Annotated in this window: 18 protein-coding genes, 1 pseudogene and 1 riboswitch; of the genes and pseudogenes, 5 read left to right on the forward strand and 14 right to left on the reverse strand. The window is 46.3% G+C overall.

The features are described from left to right. The first annotated feature begins 214 nt into the window (after positions 1-214). Positions 215-415: a cold-shock protein CspD gene (gene cspD, locus ACINLD_RS06615; RefSeq protein ID WP_003153604.1), complete on the forward strand. Its 201-nt coding sequence runs from the start codon at positions 215-217 to the stop codon at positions 413-415. A 55-nt stretch (positions 416-470) separates the two neighbouring features. On the opposite strand, the gene ACINLD_RS06620 is transcribed toward cspD, so the two are convergent. After that, a complete protein-coding gene (locus tag ACINLD_RS06620; protein WP_077736596.1) occupies positions 471-653 on the reverse strand; it encodes a hypothetical protein in 183 nt (60 codons plus the stop codon). 160 nt (positions 654-813) lie between these two features. On the opposite strand from ACINLD_RS06620, the gene ACINLD_RS06625 reads away from it, so the two are divergent. After that, positions 814-1,080 carry a DUF2564 family protein gene (locus ACINLD_RS06625; protein WP_026587548.1) on the forward strand — a complete coding sequence of 89 codons (267 nt, stop codon included), beginning with the start codon at positions 814-816 and terminating at the stop codon, positions 1,078-1,080. Between the two features lie 35 nt (positions 1,081-1,115). Here ACINLD_RS06625 and ACINLD_RS06630 read toward each other — a convergent pair whose 3' ends face one another. Both ACINLD_RS06630 and ACINLD_RS06635 read right to left on the reverse strand, forming a co-directional pair. After that, a complete protein-coding gene (locus ACINLD_RS06630) occupies positions 1,116-1,301 on the reverse strand; it encodes a zinc-finger domain-containing protein (protein WP_026587549.1) in 186 nt (61 codons plus the stop codon). Further along, positions 1,294-1,975, reverse strand: a pseudogene (locus ACINLD_RS06635) (reverse transcriptase-like protein). Before ACINLD_RS06635 ends, ACINLD_RS06630 begins: the two are co-directional and overlap by 8 nt. Positions 1,976-2,051: 76 nt before the next feature. Here ACINLD_RS06635 and ACINLD_RS06640 point away from each other — a divergent pair. From ACINLD_RS06640 to sspL, 3 genes are read left to right on the forward strand one after another with little or no spacing between them, the layout of a single operon-like run. Continuing rightward, positions 2,052-2,753: a queuosine precursor transporter gene (locus ACINLD_RS06640; RefSeq protein WP_026587551.1), complete on the forward strand. Its 702-nt coding sequence runs from the start codon at positions 2,052-2,054 to the stop codon at positions 2,751-2,753. Beyond that, positions 2,743-3,138: a reverse transcriptase-like protein gene (locus tag ACINLD_RS06645; protein WP_026587552.1), complete on the forward strand. Its 396-nt coding sequence runs from the start codon at positions 2,743-2,745 to the stop codon at positions 3,136-3,138. The genes ACINLD_RS06640 and ACINLD_RS06645 overlap by 11 nt, the downstream gene beginning before the upstream one ends. A 42-nt stretch (positions 3,139-3,180) precedes the next feature. Continuing rightward, a complete protein-coding gene (sspL, locus tag ACINLD_RS06650; RefSeq protein WP_026587553.1) occupies positions 3,181-3,327 on the forward strand; it encodes a small, acid-soluble spore protein L in 147 nt (48 codons plus the stop codon). A gap of 13 nt (positions 3,328-3,340) precedes the next feature. Here sspL and ACINLD_RS06655 read toward each other — a convergent pair whose 3' ends face one another. The 11 genes from ACINLD_RS06655 to ACINLD_RS06705 form a co-directional block, all read right to left on the reverse strand. Beyond that, on the reverse strand, positions 3,341-4,228 hold the full coding sequence (locus ACINLD_RS06655; RefSeq protein WP_026587554.1) for a 5'-3' exonuclease: 888 nt from the start codon (positions 4,226-4,228) through the stop codon (positions 3,341-3,343). Between the two features lie 93 nt (positions 4,229-4,321). Next, positions 4,322-4,471, reverse strand: coding sequence for a hypothetical protein (locus ACINLD_RS06660; RefSeq protein WP_179115717.1), 150 nt, complete (start codon positions 4,469-4,471; stop codon positions 4,322-4,324). A gap of 78 nt (positions 4,472-4,549) precedes the next feature. Beyond that, positions 4,550-4,819 carry a YpbS family protein gene (locus ACINLD_RS06665; RefSeq protein ID WP_077736594.1) on the reverse strand — a complete coding sequence of 90 codons (270 nt, stop codon included), beginning with the start codon at positions 4,817-4,819 and terminating at the stop codon, positions 4,550-4,552. A gap of 67 nt (positions 4,820-4,886) precedes the next feature. Beyond that, positions 4,887-8,453 carry a dynamin family protein gene (locus ACINLD_RS06670; RefSeq protein WP_077736593.1) on the reverse strand — a complete coding sequence of 1,189 codons (3,567 nt, stop codon included), beginning with the start codon at positions 8,451-8,453 and terminating at the stop codon, positions 4,887-4,889. 136 nt (positions 8,454-8,589) lie between these two features. After that, complete coding sequence (gene fbpC, locus ACINLD_RS06675) at positions 8,590-8,679, reverse strand: Fur-regulated basic protein FbpC (protein WP_035428152.1); 90 nt, start codon at positions 8,677-8,679, stop codon at positions 8,590-8,592. A 62-nt stretch (positions 8,680-8,741) separates the two neighbouring features. Next, positions 8,742-9,245, reverse strand: coding sequence for an isoprenylcysteine carboxyl methyltransferase family protein (locus tag ACINLD_RS06680; RefSeq protein ID WP_026587557.1), 504 nt, complete (start codon positions 9,243-9,245; stop codon positions 8,742-8,744). A 1-nt stretch (position 9,246) separates the two neighbouring features. Next, on the reverse strand, positions 9,247-10,350 hold the full coding sequence (locus ACINLD_RS06685) for a type III polyketide synthase (RefSeq protein WP_077736592.1): 1,104 nt from the start codon (positions 10,348-10,350) through the stop codon (positions 9,247-9,249). Between the two features lie 52 nt (positions 10,351-10,402). After that, on the reverse strand, positions 10,403-10,954 hold the full coding sequence (locus ACINLD_RS06690) for a GNAT family N-acetyltransferase (RefSeq protein ID WP_077736591.1): 552 nt from the start codon (positions 10,952-10,954) through the stop codon (positions 10,403-10,405). Between the two features lie 72 nt (positions 10,955-11,026). Next, the gene (locus tag ACINLD_RS06695) at positions 11,027-12,343 is read right to left on the reverse strand and encodes a nucleobase:cation symporter-2 family protein (protein WP_077736590.1); all 1,317 of its coding nucleotides are present in this window, start codon (positions 12,341-12,343) and stop codon (positions 11,027-11,029) included. Further along, positions 12,340-12,924: a xanthine phosphoribosyltransferase gene (locus ACINLD_RS06700; protein ID WP_026587561.1), complete on the reverse strand. Its 585-nt coding sequence runs from the start codon at positions 12,922-12,924 to the stop codon at positions 12,340-12,342. The genes ACINLD_RS06695 and ACINLD_RS06700 overlap by 4 nt, the downstream gene beginning before the upstream one ends. A 118-nt stretch (positions 12,925-13,042) precedes the next feature. Further along, positions 13,043-13,142, reverse strand: a riboswitch (purine riboswitch). A 139-nt stretch (positions 13,143-13,281) separates the two neighbouring features. Further along, complete coding sequence (locus tag ACINLD_RS06705) at positions 13,282-14,784, reverse strand: carboxypeptidase M32 (RefSeq protein ID WP_179115716.1); 1,503 nt, start codon at positions 14,782-14,784, stop codon at positions 13,282-13,284. Positions 14,785-14,791 lie beyond the last annotated feature (7 nt).

Consider the following 14,791-nt stretch of genomic DNA (forward strand, 5'->3'; position numbering starts at 1 on the left):
TGATCAAGCAATACGAATTCGGCTTCGTTTTGAGAAGAATTTCTGGTGTAGAACATTAGCAAAACACCTTCCTTTTAAGTCCTTTTCTTTATTATAAAATGAAGAAATGGATGATTTAAGGAAAAAATAAAAGACTGTCGAGATTTTCTCGACAGTCTGATGATGAAAATTTTTTTTAGCACTTTGTGCTACAGTACTAGGAGGATTAAGCAATATGCAAAACGGTAAAGTAAAATGGTTTAACAATGAAAAAGGCTTCGGCTTCATCGAAGTTGAAGGCGGAGACGATGTATTCGTTCATTTCACTGCAATCGAAGGTGAAGGATACAAATCTCTAGAAGAAGGACAAGAAGTTTCTTTCGAAATCGTTGAAGGTAATCGTGGACCTCAAGCATCTAACGTTGTGAAGCTATAAGCGAATCAAGACAAAATGAAACTTCAAATAAGAGGAGAGGCTGTATAAGCCTCTCCTATTTAATTTTCAGCTGAATTTCAATGGCCAGGATGTTTTGCTTCAGCCTCTGCTCAATTTCCTCGATGTTTTTCTCCAGAGAAGGCCGGCCTTTTTTCGCGATATCCACAAGCTGTTCCAGATCTTTATATACCTCCACAAATGTCTTGTGAAGAACGGTTTGCAATTCACTACGTTCCACTTTTACAGGCTCCTTTTTTGACTAAGATACCTAAATTAGTAATATAGACTTATATTTTTCAGGTTCAATAGTTATATCGGATTAATTTTATGATATTTTTTCTTTTTTGGCACATAAAAATGCTTCTTTTTTTAAAAAATAAAGCCGGAGGTGTTTGATCATGAAATCAGAGCGTCACGATGATATCAATACAGGGTTCAATCAGCGAAAGCAGCTTGAATTAGCTGTGGAAACCGCGCAAAGAACAACGGGGATGGCGACTAGGCAAAACAGCTCCACCCTGCTGAAATCGGCTTATCAATCAATTGAAGACGCAAGAAAACTGTCACAGTCTGAAGAATTGTCCGCTTTGGATGAGGATTTTTTACATCAGCAGCTGGCGATATTAAATAACTGTGAACACCAGCTTGACGAAGCACAGCATTAAAAACAAAAAAACCGCCATAAAGCGGTTTTTTTCTGTCAGTTTTTATTTGTCAGCTCTTCTCCATATGTACGGAGCTTTTCGCCGACTGTGCATTTTGAAATGCAGAATGCATGTGCATACGTTTTACCGTATTCTTTTCTGAAATGTTTTTTGATAAAACACCCATCACAATACGTATCATGCAAATGGGCGAGTTCTTTAAAAATCTCCTTCTTATCCAAGGCTTTCATCTCCGTTATTGATCTAATTTCGTGCAGCTTTCCACCATGGTATGCTCAAGCATTTTTTTTGCAAGCTGATCCGCTTCCTTATTGTCTTTGCGGCTGATTTGCATATAGGTCGGTGTGAGCTTTAAGCGATTGAGCTGTTTTTCGATTCTGTCCAGCCACTTCGAGTGAACCGGATCATAGCATGGCCAATTTCCTTCGAGCTGATTCAGCACGACAAGCGAGTCCCCTTTGATGACGACGGAATTCCGGCTTGCGCCAAGATCTCTCAGCTCGTTTACGGCTTCATAGAGAGCTGCATACTCCGCCTCGTTGTTTGTCGTCAGCCGGAAGCTTTTATTTTTTCTGATCCGATACCTCTCCCCGCCGAGGGAATAGTATATCACGATGCCCAAACCGGCAAGCTGGCTCTCTTTGTCATAGCTCCCGTCAAAAAACACCGTGATGTCATCCGGTTCGTGCGCAAGCTCTTCTTTTAGCTTTTCGAGCTCTTTCAGCGTCCAGAAGCTTCCCTTTTCGTCCTCAAATTCGAGGTCTTTGACATACGGATATTGAGAAAGCTGGCGGCCGAGCGTTACAGCATCATTTGTCTCAATCCATTCGTCAGCCGTAAATGAAACGGATGGCGATGCTTTCAATTTTATTTTCATACATGCTCTAAGTTTCACAAAATCACCTTTATTCAAATCTTGGCTTGTTATGCTATAATCAAAACAGTTTATTTTAGAAAGGAAGTACCTGTTCTTGTATAACGATTTGCTTTGGATTGGTTTTGCAATCATTCATTTTATCATTGTTCTCTTTTTTTTCAAACGATTTGGCAAAATCGGCTTATTTGTCTGGATCGGATTTGCGACAGCTGCGGCGAATATCGAAGTCACAAAAACAGTCGAACTGTTCGGCCTGACAGCAACGCTCGGCAATATCTTGTACGGCAGCGTGTTTTTTGCGACAGATGTGATCAATGAAAGATATGGCAAAGAAGAAGCGAAAAAAGCCGTTTCACTTGGCTTTTTCATCCTGATCAGCCTGACCGCCGTCATGCAGGGGGCACTGCTTTTCAAGCCGCATCCGTCTGATATCGCACAGCCGGCGCTTGAGACGATTTTCGGATTTCTGCCGCGCGTTGCGCTTGGAAGCCTGCTTGCGTATATCATCAGCCAAACCCTTGATGTTTATGTATATTCGGGGATCAGAAGGTTATTTCCTTCCGATCGCGCCTTATGGCTGCGCAATAGCGGGAGCACCGCCGTCAGCCAGCTTCTCGATACATTGATTTTTACGAGCGTCGCTTTTATCGGCACATATCCTGTTGGTGTCTGGGTGGAGATTTTTATCACCACATATGTGTTAAAATTTGTCGTCGCCCTTTTGGCAGCGCCTTACGCTTATGCCGCCAAAAAGATCACCCCTCTGGATGAAAGGAGTGAAACCGATGCCGGTTGAGGTATATATTGACGGAGCAAGCGCCGGCGATCCGGGCCTTTCCGGACTTGGCATCTTTATTAAAAACGGGGCACAGTCTGAATCATTTTCTCTGCCCGCCGGCCGATTAAGCAATCACGAAGCGGAATTTTCGGCTCTGATCGAAGGGATGAAGCTTTGCGCCGAAAGGCAGTACCCGATTGTTTCGTTTCGAACAGACTCTGAGATCGTTGAGCGCGCGGCGGATTTGGAATTTGTCAAGAACGAGGCATTCAAGCCTTACCTTGATGAAATTCTCCGTCTGAAGAAAGCTTTCGATTTGTTTTTTATTAAATGGATCCCTTCCAAAGACAATCAGACGGCTGACAAATTGGCGAAACAAGCGATTTTGCTCAATTCCGAGTAAAAGCGGCTTTTTTTGCGCATCATAGTCCTTGAGGTGGTTCAAGTGGATAAACAACAGCCTGCCGGAAAAGGCCGTCTGACCGGCGGAGTTACGCCGCAGGGAGACATTGTCACAAACCGGCATAACCAGCACACAGATCCAAAAACCGAGCTTGAAAACAGGGCGAAAAAAAGCAATACAAAACATTAGAGAGATCGATTGTTTAACCGATCTCTCTTTTTTCCATTTTTATAAGCAGTGGTTCAATGCCCCTGATCTGATGCATTCTCAGCATGTCCCTGGCCTTGTCAAGCGACAGCGAAAAGTCGGCATCTTCCAATGAACACGACAGCGGCACATCGCATTTGATTTCAGCGAGTATTTTAGACAGTTTGAGGTCTTCAAGGCTTTCGGCGATTTTCTTCTGCTGGCTTTTTGTCAGCTGATCGAGGTTTTCAAGCATCTTTTCCACGGTTGAATACTCCCTGATCAGCTTGTAAGCCGTTTTTTCGCCGATTCCTTTGACACCGGGATAATTGTCGCTAGCATCCCCCATCAGCGCTTTAACATCGATCAGAGCATTCGGCTCGATGCCTGTTTCTTCAACAAATGTATCTTTTGTATACACTTTGTAGTTGCCGATCCCTTTTTGCATCAATGCGACTTTGACAGTGCCAGCCAAAAGCTGCAGCAAGTCTTTATCTCCCGTGAGGATGGTGATATCCGCTTTTTCGCGGAACAGCGCTGACAGCGTGCCGATACAGTCATCCGCTTCAAACCCCGCGAGGCCAATGTTTAAAACACCCAGCTCTGCTGCGGCTTCCTTTGCCAGGTCAAACTGGGGAACCAATTCAAGCGGCGGCTCGCCGCGATTTGCTTTATAATCCTTAAATAAATCATTGCGGTATGTTTTGCTCCCCATATCCCAGCAGCAGACGACATGGCTCGGTTGAAACGCCTCCACCGCCGTCAGCATATGCTTTAAAAAGCCGTGAACCCCGTTTGTGGGAATTCCTTTATCATTCATCATAAAATTCCGGTGTACCGCCGTTGCGAAGAACGACCGGAATAAGAGCGCCATCCCGTCAATAAGCAGCAGCTTCTTCGTCATCACTTTAAAACTTCCTTTCACTATACAATGCACCTATTGTACCACAGGAGCAAAAATGATCAAAACAGCGCCCAAGGACGCTGTTTTGATTGGTTATTCCTGATGGTTTTTCTTGTTTGAGATCATCTTCGCGGCTTCCATTTGCGCATAAGAATCAGAAGAAAACTCGGTATTAAAACCGTTTTTCTTTTTAGCGTTATTGTTGCGCTGCGCATTTGCATTGCCGAGCTTTGTTCTTCCCATTAACCTTCACCTCCAGCGGGCGGCTTGGATCTATTTTTTGCAATAAATCGAAAGCGCACTCGCGGAAGGATCAACCAGCTATGCGCGCGCGCTTTTACGGCTGACATATTCCTCGATCATTTCTTTGGTTACAAGCCGCCTTTCCGGGACGATGCCCTTCTTGGACAGTTCGTTCATTTTCGCCGTAATGTGATTGATGTTCTCGGTGGAAAACGGTTCATGTCGTTCACACTTGATCACGGCTTCCTCTATCGCTTTTTCTCTTTCCTGTTCGAGAAGAATGAACGCCTTGATATGCTGGTGCTGTTTTTTGGAATGTGCTGATATCGCTTTATGGACGTCTGTCATCGGTTTATCCCCTTCTCTTTTTATTTAGTCTATCATGCTTTCTTTCATGTATCCACATTCAAATTGGCTATGAATCGATCCCGGAGAGCCATTCACCCGCTGACGTATAGGCCTTTTCGATTTTGTCCCTGTCACCGCTTTCTAAAGGTTCGTGGAAATACGTTTCTTTTTGCTCGCTGATCTGCGTGAAAGCGGCCTGAACAGCAGCCTCCTCCAGATGGCGCGCGCTTTTTTCGGCGCGGCTGAAAAAAGCCTGTTTTTGCTCTTCAACCCAGTCGGCTGTTATCTCGGAAAGCTTTGAGGTGAGCGCTTCGATCAGCCTCGCTTTTCCATTTTGCTGAAAAAATGACTTCGGTGCTTTGAATGGTTTCAGCTCATCTTTAAACAATCCCTCATCTGCCGGAGGCTCCGCCCATTCTGCGCTGTTGCCTTCCGGAGACTCTGGGGCGATATGAACGGAAAAGTATGGATTGTCCGCTATTCTCTGCTTGATGGCCGCAATCCACTGCTTGTCGGTGATGCTGATCATCTCCTGCTCCAGCCGAATGTCGAGGGCTTTCAGTTCCTGCACGCATTCAAACGCATACTCCTTCAAACAGCTTTTCAAAGCTTTTTGCAGATTGTGCAGCCAACTCCCGTTTTGCAGGCCGGGATGAATCGCTGCTTTGAACAAATCATGCGCATAAAAAGACAGGCGCTGCTTCATATAATAAAATTGCTCTTCGATATCTTTTTCGATCATCTGAAAAACGGCGGACCCTTTTTCGACCTCGGCTATCGCTGTGCATGCGGCTTCATAGGCCTTCGCGATTCGCTTTTTCTCGGCTTCCGCTTCTTGTGCGGAGCGATGGAAAGAGCGGCGGAGCTGAATCACTGTCTCGCACAGCTTTTTGCCTTCATATATCAGCTGATCGACGGCCGCTTTTGTCAAGCCGTTTTCAATAAAATCGTCGAGCGCTTTTTTCAAGAAGCCGAAATGGTTAAACGACGAGGATTGACCGCTCAGTTCCTGTTTGCTTGAGACGTGATAGAAATGCGGATGCTGAATCCCTTCTTTCAGAAGCTCTCCCCTCACATATTCTTCGACTGTCCTCAATTCTTGCGAGCTTTCAGCCAGATCTGCCGCGTTTAAAATAAAGAACATTTTATCCAAGCTGAAAGCGTCTTTGATTAATCCAAGCTTTCGCAAAAACGACCGGTCCGCTTTGGAAAACGCATGCTGGTAATATGTGAGGTAAAGGAGGGCGTCAGCATCTTTCATATACTGAAAAGCGAGCTCAGTATGCCGCTTGTTGACGCTATTGGCCCCTGGCGTGTCGACAATCGTGATTCCTTTATCGGTGACAGGTGTGTGCAAATAGACGGTCACTTCCCGCACGACGCAGGCCGTTTCCTCTTCAGCCACATAGGGCTTTAGCTCGCCTGAGGCAATCGTTAATATATCCTGGCTTATGATAAAGTCGCGGAATCGTTGATACGCCTTGGCAAAATGTTCTGTGATGAGACGTTCATCATCATCGAGCTTGCCTTTTTTCAATAGGTGCTCAAGCTTTTCCGCAAGAGTGCCTCTTTTTAGAGCGGATATTTTCCCATCTAAAAGCTGATCCAGTTCGGCGGCGATTTCCGCTTCTGTTTTAAAGGATACATCAGCCGTCCCGTCTTGTTTGGCTCCCTTCGGTTTTGTGATTTTATTGATCGTTGCCGTTGTCGGCGTCGGAGAGGACGGGAGCACTTTTTGGCCGCAGAGCGCGTTGGCAAAAGAGGATTTGCCTGAACTGAAAGCGCCGAAAAGCGCCAATGTGAACTGTCTTGACTGAAGCCGCTCCGTTTTTTGCAAAAATGCCTCCCTCTGCTTTTGTAAAATCGGGATGCCTTCTAGATGACGGGCGAGCTCTGCAAATTTTTCCATGTATTCTGAAACGTTCATTTTTTGTATCTGTGTCTTTTCCGCAATGTCTGTTTTTTGGGAAATTCCGCTGTCACAAGGCGCGGCGGTCGCAAATGAATCTAGCACCGCCGCTTTTTCGGCCGCGTACCAGCCGCCTTGATCGGTGCCGTCTCCTCCGTTTTCCCACAGCTCCCAAAGACGTTTTGCCTTTTGATATGATTGCTGCTGCTGCTTCAGCCGTTCTTCTAATGCGGCGAGCTTCGCTTTTTCTTCTTCATATTTGCCTGTTGCCGCCTCCATGGCCCGCATTTCGTTTTGCTCCAGCAAGCTTCTAAACTGATCAATGAGCGGCTGAGCGCTCCGTTTTGCCTCTCTTCTGATGTTTTCAGCCAGATCCTTTGTATAGTTCAGCACATATTCAGACGTCAGTGAAGCCCCTTTTTTCAGCGAACGGAGCAAGTGGTCTTCACCTATGTCTGTCGTGAACTGCAAAGTTTGCTGCAGCAAATCATCGCTCTTAACCTCATAGCGGTTCATGTACGTTTTCAACACTTCTATGATGTGCCAGTCGATTTCAGCCTGGACCCTATTTTGGACGTCTGAAAGAAAGGCTTTTTTGCGCTTTTGTTTTTCTTCAAGCGTTTTCGTTTTGCTGAAAATAAACCCTTTTTTAAAGCCTTTATCGGTTGATTCCAAATAGGATGCTGCAAGCTCCCTCATATGAAATGGGGTTACATTCGCATTTTGAATGATGGTTTGGATTTCTTTTCTGATTTGTTCCTCCGCCTGTAGACGTTGATCTGCGGATTTGGCCAGCTGCTCATTCAGCGACTCGACTATGTTGGCCTGGGAAGCGGTTTCTTCGGCAAGGGATGAGTCCTCATCAGTGATGAGCATCTCAGCATGCTCATTCATTAAACGGACCACTTTTTGCTCGGTATAGGAATCCAATTGTTGTCCAGCCTGATGCTGCAGGCGCTTCAGCACGTCACGCAGCCGCTTGAATTCATTAAGAGGGTGTTCAATATCTATTACCGATGTAAAAAAGAGATGATCCTCGCCGATTCCCTCTTTCTTCAGCATGTTAAGGACCTCATGTTTATAGCTGGCGAAATCCGTTTCTGTTTCATCGTGACGGTCAACTTGGTTGACGATAAAGTAGATGTTCGGAATTTTTTCTTTTATTGAACGAAGAAAATTGATGTTTTCCTCAGAGTGGACGTGATTGTAATGAACGACATAAAACAGTGCATCGGCCTGATGAAGAATCGAAGAGGCCGACAGAAAATGGGCGTCATCTGTTGAATCAATTCCGGGCGTGTCAATCAGGACGGCGTGAGGCTCGAGTCCGGAAAACGGCCCCTCGATTTCCACCATTTCAATTTGGCTGCCATCCTTGCAGTAGACCTGCACTTTTTGTTTGTCATAAGCGCCCTTTAGCTCGGCGTATTTCCCATCGGTCGTGTGGAGCGCGGTTTTCAATTCTCCCCGGCGGACGAGGACGAGATTCGCGCTTGTCGGAATCGGACTGGTCGGCAAAACGTCTTCCTGAAGCAGCGCGTTGACCAAAGACGATTTTCCCGCCGAATAGTGGCCGGTTAAAGCGATGTAAACTTCTCTTTTTAGCCATTTTCGGATGATGCCCGCAAGCTGTGCCGCCCGCTTGTGATCTCCGTTTTTCTTCAGCTCGCTGAAAACAGCTCCGGCTCTTTTCGCCAGATCGTCTTTTATGTTGATGTGTGCCATGATTCTTACCCCTTTTATGCTTTGTTGTTAGCCACCTTAGCCCTTTTCCCCCATTTTACACAACATTTGTGTACTTTTGTTCACATTTTGCAAGAAAACATAAAAAAAGCCGCCGTTACAGCAGCTTTGCTTTATTTTATGCGGAGCGCTTGGCTATCCCCTTTAAGACAAACCCGATCAATAAGCTGTATGTACTCACAGCTGCCAGAAGAAAAAACATCGTCATAATCGCTCACCATCCTGTAATGAGAATGTTTTTCATTATTATACACGAGGTGAGAATCATTTTCAATGGCATAATTCTTTCAGCGCCCTTTCTTCGGCACGGATGCGGATCAACATCAAGACGGCATTTGAAACCGTGAATATTACTGCGGTTAAATACGCCTGAAACAGCAAGGGAAGGAGAAGCAATTCAAGGGCTACAGCCACATAATTCGGATGTCTGATCCACCGGTACGGACCTTTTCGAATAAGATCCGTTCTTGGGATGATGAGAATTTTTGTGTTCCAGCACTTTCCTAAAGAAAACAGTGACCAGTAGCGAAGCACCTGAACGAGGACAAGCCCCGCCAAAATGAGCGCTGCAGATGGTGCGGTTCCGCGCTGAAAAATGATATGTTCCCAAATCAAAGAAATGAAAAAGAGGACATGCATGGCGACGATATACGGATAGTGGTACTTGCCGTATTCGACAGCCCCCCGCTTGAACGCGTATTTTTCATTGCGCTTTGCAACCGCAAGCTCAATCAGCCGCTGGCCGATAAAGATGATCACAATCGTCCAAAACATGTCAACCACTCTCTTTTTGCGTCCATTCCATCAGGAGAAGTTCTGAAGAGAAGCCCGGACCCAGCGCTCCCATAAGACCGTATGTTCCTGATGGGGGGGTGTTGTTTAGCATATACTCTTTGAGACAATACAAAACGGTTGCCGAAGACATATTGCCGTGCTTCGCCAAAATCTTCCGTGAGCTTTCAAGGTGTTTTTCAGAAAAACCCAGACTTTCTATATAGGCATCAAGCACTTTTTTTCCGCCCGGATGAGCTAAAAACACCTCGATGTCGGGAAAACCGACATGCTTCTGCTTGAGAAAGGCTTCTACATCCGTCTTAAAATGGGTCTTGATCAAGGACGGAATATCCCGGGAAAAAACGACTTGAAAACCGCTGTTTGCAATCTCCCAGCCCATCACATCTTCAGTGTGTTTTAAAGTGACCGATTGTGAACCCCGCACTTCCGGAAGCGTGTGAAGCTTGGAGAAAGCGGTCTCCGCTTTTGTTCCGCACATTAAAACAGCGGCAATTCCATCGCCGAATAGCGATGTGCCGATGAGATTGCTTTTCGTTTTATCCTGTACTTGAAATGTCAAACTGCACAGCTCCGCCGCGATGACGAGGACATGGGCCTTCGGAAAGGCTTTGCAGTACTCAAATGCACGGGCAATGCCTGATGCTCCTCCCGCACACCCGAGCCCCCAGATCGGAATGCGCTTCGTCCGATTTGAAAAGGGAAGAATGTTCATGAGTCTCGCTTCTATGCTGGGAGTTGAAATGCCGGTTGACGACACAAAAAAAACCGCTTCAATGTTTTCAAAAGGGCATTCATCTGTAAGAAACCGCTCATCGGTTAAGCACTTTGTGACGGCATCGGCACTGTGCTGAAGAGCCGTCTCTATGTACGCCTGATTTTTTTCCCTGAAGCTCTTTTCTTCTTTATACCATTCCAAAGGCATGACAAACTGCCTTGACTCGATTTCTCCATTTTTGAATGAAGCGAGCAGGCGATCAATGTCTTTAAAAGAATGTTTGAACATCTCCTTGGCAAATCGTGCGGCCTCTTCCTGATCCACATGAAAACGGGGAATGCTTGTTCCCGCCGATACGATATAGGCCATAGCACCACCTCTACCCTACAGCGTCTCCCAAAAAAAAATCTGTATGCAATCCTCATCTGGCTGACTCAAAAAAATAAGCCATCAGCACCTCGTCTTCAAAAATTCCGTTTGCCAAAATTTGTTCCTTTTGCACACCCTCGATGATGAATCCGCTTTTTTTATATAATGCAAGCGCCGCTTCATTTGAAGGAAACACAGTCAGACACAGCTTATGGAGCGAATGGCGCCTGCACCAATCGAGTGTGTAGGACATGATTTTTTTGCCGATTCCAAGCCCCTGTGCCCTGCTGTGAAGCCATGTTCTGAACAGGCCGGTGTGCTTTTTCATCTGAAGTTCGCCGCGGATGACTCGGGCGATTCCATACACCTTTCCGTCCATTTCCACAGCCGCATACATATTATCCTTTTCTCTCATCTCATGGATAAAAGCCGTTTCTTCCTCAAGCGTCCGCGGACGCTCCTTTTGAATGTAGACGCCGGAATTCATCACATCCGCGACCGCTTCAATGATATCTCCCGCATCTTCCGGGCGGACGGGGCGGATCACTGCCTCTTTGCCGTCTTTTGTCCGGATGTGTTCGACATGCTCTTTCTCTGTACCCATCGGATAAGCCCCCCTTTTATACCGATAGTATGTCTTTTGACAGAACAAAAAAACCTCACGAATCGTGAGGTTTTAAACGGCGGATTTTTCGCCTGCTACCGTATCATGGCGCTCAATCGGACGGGAGAACGGGCGGATATGAAAGATCATATTCAATAAAATGGCGGTGAAACTTCCTGCGACAATCCCGTTTTCTGTCAAAAGCTTAAGCGCATCCGGAAGGTTTTGAAACATTTGCGGCACGACTGTCACGCCAAGGCCGATTCCGACTGAGCAGGCAACGATCAAAAGGTTCTCCTGTTTAGCAAAATCAACTCTGCTCAGCATCTTAATGCCGTAGGCGATGACCATGCCGAACATCGCCACCATAGCGCCGCCGAGCACCGGTTTTGGGATAATGGTCGTCAGGGCCGCGGCTTTCGGAAACAGGCCCAAAAGAATGAGAAATCCGCCTGCCAGAGCAATGACACTGTTCTTTTTGACGCCTGTCAGCTGAACGAGCCCGACGTTTTGCGAATAAGCCGTATAAGGAAAGGCATTGAAAATCCCGCCGAATAAAACGGCAATCCCTTCTGCTCGATATCCTTTTGCTAAATCTTTTTCCGACAGCTTTCTGTCCGTCAAATCACCCAATGCAAAGTAAACGCCTGTCGACTCGACAAGGCTGACGATTAATACAAGGGTCATCGTGATGATTGGTGTGATTTCAAACACGGGAGTGCCGAAATAAAAAGGATGAATCATCTGCATCCAGCCCGCGTTCGCCACTTCAGTAAATTCGACCTTCCCCATCAGGCTTGCTGCAGCTGTTCCGACAATGAGTCCGATCAAAATGGAAATCGATTTTAAAAACCCTTTTGTAAAACGGTATAAAAGGATAATCACCAAAAGAACCGAAAAGGCCAAAGCAAGATTTGACAGAGCGCCGAAGTCGCTGCTGTTTTCTCCTCCAGCCATGTTGTTCATGGCAGCGGGAATCAGCGTAATACCGATCACCGTCACGACAGATCCGGTGACAACCGGAGGGAAAAACCGGACCAGCTTTCCGAAGAAAAAGGAAAGAATGATGATGATCACACCTCCGGCTATAATGCTCCCGTAGATGGCGGGAATCCCGTATTTTCCGGCAATCGCAATCATCGGAGAAACAGCCGTGAACGTACAACCCAGCACGACTGGCAAACCGATACCGAAAAAGCGGTTTTTCCAGACTTGAAGCAATGTCGCCACCCCGCACATCAGAATATCGGCAGATACAAGGTAAGTGAGCTGCGCCGGAGTCAATCCGAGGGCATCTCCGACAATAAGCGGAACCACAACAGCTCCCGCATACATGGCGAGGACATGCTGAATACTTAGTGAAACGGCTTTACCGGCTGTGAGTTTCATGAACGAACCTCCTGTAAAAAGGTGACTTTACCGCCTGCAAGCGAGGCGATTCTTGCCAGTGACTCGACCCTGATTCCAAGTCCATCCAGTTCTTTTCTTCCGCTTTGAAATGATTTTTCGATCACGATTCCGATGCCGCTGACCTGTGCACCGGCTTGTTCGATGATGGAGACGAGCCCTTTTGCGGCTTGTCCGTTTGCCAAAAAGTCGTCAATGACAAGAACTTTATCATCTTTTGACAGATGGCTGGCCGATACGGCAATCGTGCTTTCTGTTTTCTTCGTAAATGAATAGACAGAAGCCGTCAGCAGATTTTCCGTCAATGTGAGAGATTGCCGCTTTCTTGCAAAAACGACCGGTACGCCAAGCTTCAACCCCGTCATGACGGCAGGTGCGATTCCAGAAGATTCGATCGTGACAATTTTCGTAATTCCTTCGCTTTGAAAAAGAGAAGCGAACTCTTCGCCGACGGCGAGCATGAGCGCCGGATCAATTTGATGATTTAAAAAAGCATCAACCTTCAGCACATCATCTGATAAAACAGTGCCTTGCTCTCTAATTTTTCGTTTTAGCTGTTCCATGAATAAACCCTCCGTTTATTGAAATGCCCTTTAACAAAAAAAGCATTGCCTGCTCAGTTCGACATACTGAGCGGGCAATGCTAAAAAAGACGAAAACCGTCTGCTGCATCAAGACGTTCGTTTACATGCGCCCACTCATAGTCGGACATTTACGGTGTCCGGTAGAAACTTGCGTGCCATATCCACGCGATTATACGAGTGATATAATGTATCAAATTATAACAACTTTCGCCCGGATTGGGAAGACTAAAACAAAAAATAACGAACCCGCAAGGTAAATTCAGAGGGAATCGTTCGTATTTAACAGAAAATTCAGACCTAAAAACCCTCCCGATACACCGGGAGGGTTTTTTTCGATTACAAATACAAGCTCGTGTATTTTTCTTCCAAGTAGCGGATTAAATAGCGGACGTTCAGTTCTTCGCCTGTCGCTGACTTTATCATATCAAGCGGTTTTTTTCTTTTGCCGTGGATATGGACGTGATCGGTCAGCCACTGTCTGATCGGCTGAAGATCGCCGTTTTCAATAAGCATGTCGAATTCCGGAAGATCTTTCAGCATGCTTGATTTCAGCTGCGCGGCATACATATAGCCGAGCGCGTATGAAGGGAAATAGCCGAAGTCTCCGCCGGACCAATGGACATCCTGCAAGATTCCCTTGGCATCGTCAGGCGGTGTAATCCCAAGATATGCTTCATATTTGTCGTTCCAAAGCTTTGGAAGATCCTCGACAGATGCTTCACCGCTGAAAATCGCCTTTTCAATTTCGTAGCGAATCATGATATGAAGCGGATATGTCAGCTCATCGGCATCGACCCGGATGAGTGAAGGCTTTGATTCATTAACCGCTCTGTAAAATCCTTCGGCTGTGACATCTGCAAATTGTTCGGGACAGACATCTTTGATTGTATTGAAATACCGTTTCCAGAAGCCTTGATGTCTGCCGATGAAGTTTTCGTAAAACAGAGATTGCGATTCGTGGATTCCCATTGAGGCCCCGTCTGCCAAATTGGTCCCGCTTAATGCTTCATCGATATTTTGTTCATAGATGGCGTGCCCGCACTCGTGAACCGTTCCAAAAACCGCTGAGCGTAAATCGGATTCGTTAAAGGCTGTCGTGACCCGGGCGTCCCCGCGGCTGATCGTCACCTGGAACGGATGAACCGTCTCATCAAGCCGTCCGGCATCAAAATCATACCCGAGCTCCCTTAAAAAGAAGTTGCATAGTTCGCGCTGCTTTTCTTTTGGAAAATGCTGATGCACAAAGCTTGTATCCGGTTTTTTCGGGCTTTGGGCGATCTTTTGGACGAGCGGTACGATCGCCTCGCGCAATTCGGCAAAAAGGCTGTCCAGCGCCTCCACGGTAACCCCCGGCTCATACAAATCCAAAAGCGCATTATAAGGATGCCCTTCATACCCCCAATATGTAATAAACCGTTTTTTAAAGTCGATGATCTTCTCCAAATAAGGGGCGAACAGCGAATAATCAGAGGCTTTTTTCGCTTTTTCCCAGACCGATTCCGCTTTGGATGTCAGCGTGGTATATTCTTTGAATTCGTCTTCGGGAATGTTGCAGTTTAGATCATACTCCTTTTTGGCTTCTTCAACCGCTTTCTGCGTATCAAACGGCAAGCTGTTTTTTTGAGCCCATAATTGATCCAGGAGCTCCTTCATCCGCTTTGATGTTTTCATTTGAAAAACATCGGCGGACAGCTGGCCGATCGCTTCAGCCCGGTGCTCTTCCCCCTTTTTCGGCGCACCGGTTCTCATATCCCAGTACATGACATTAATCGCTTGTTCATACTGGCTGATTTTTTTCAATGTGTCTAAAAATTCTTTTTCGTATGTATTGATGCTCATCATACCA

The sequence above is a fragment of the Bacillus sp. z60-11 genome (assembly GCF_046464135.1).
Taxonomy (GTDB): Bacteria; Bacillota; Bacilli; order Bacillales; family Bacillaceae; genus Bacillus; species Bacillus sonorensis_A.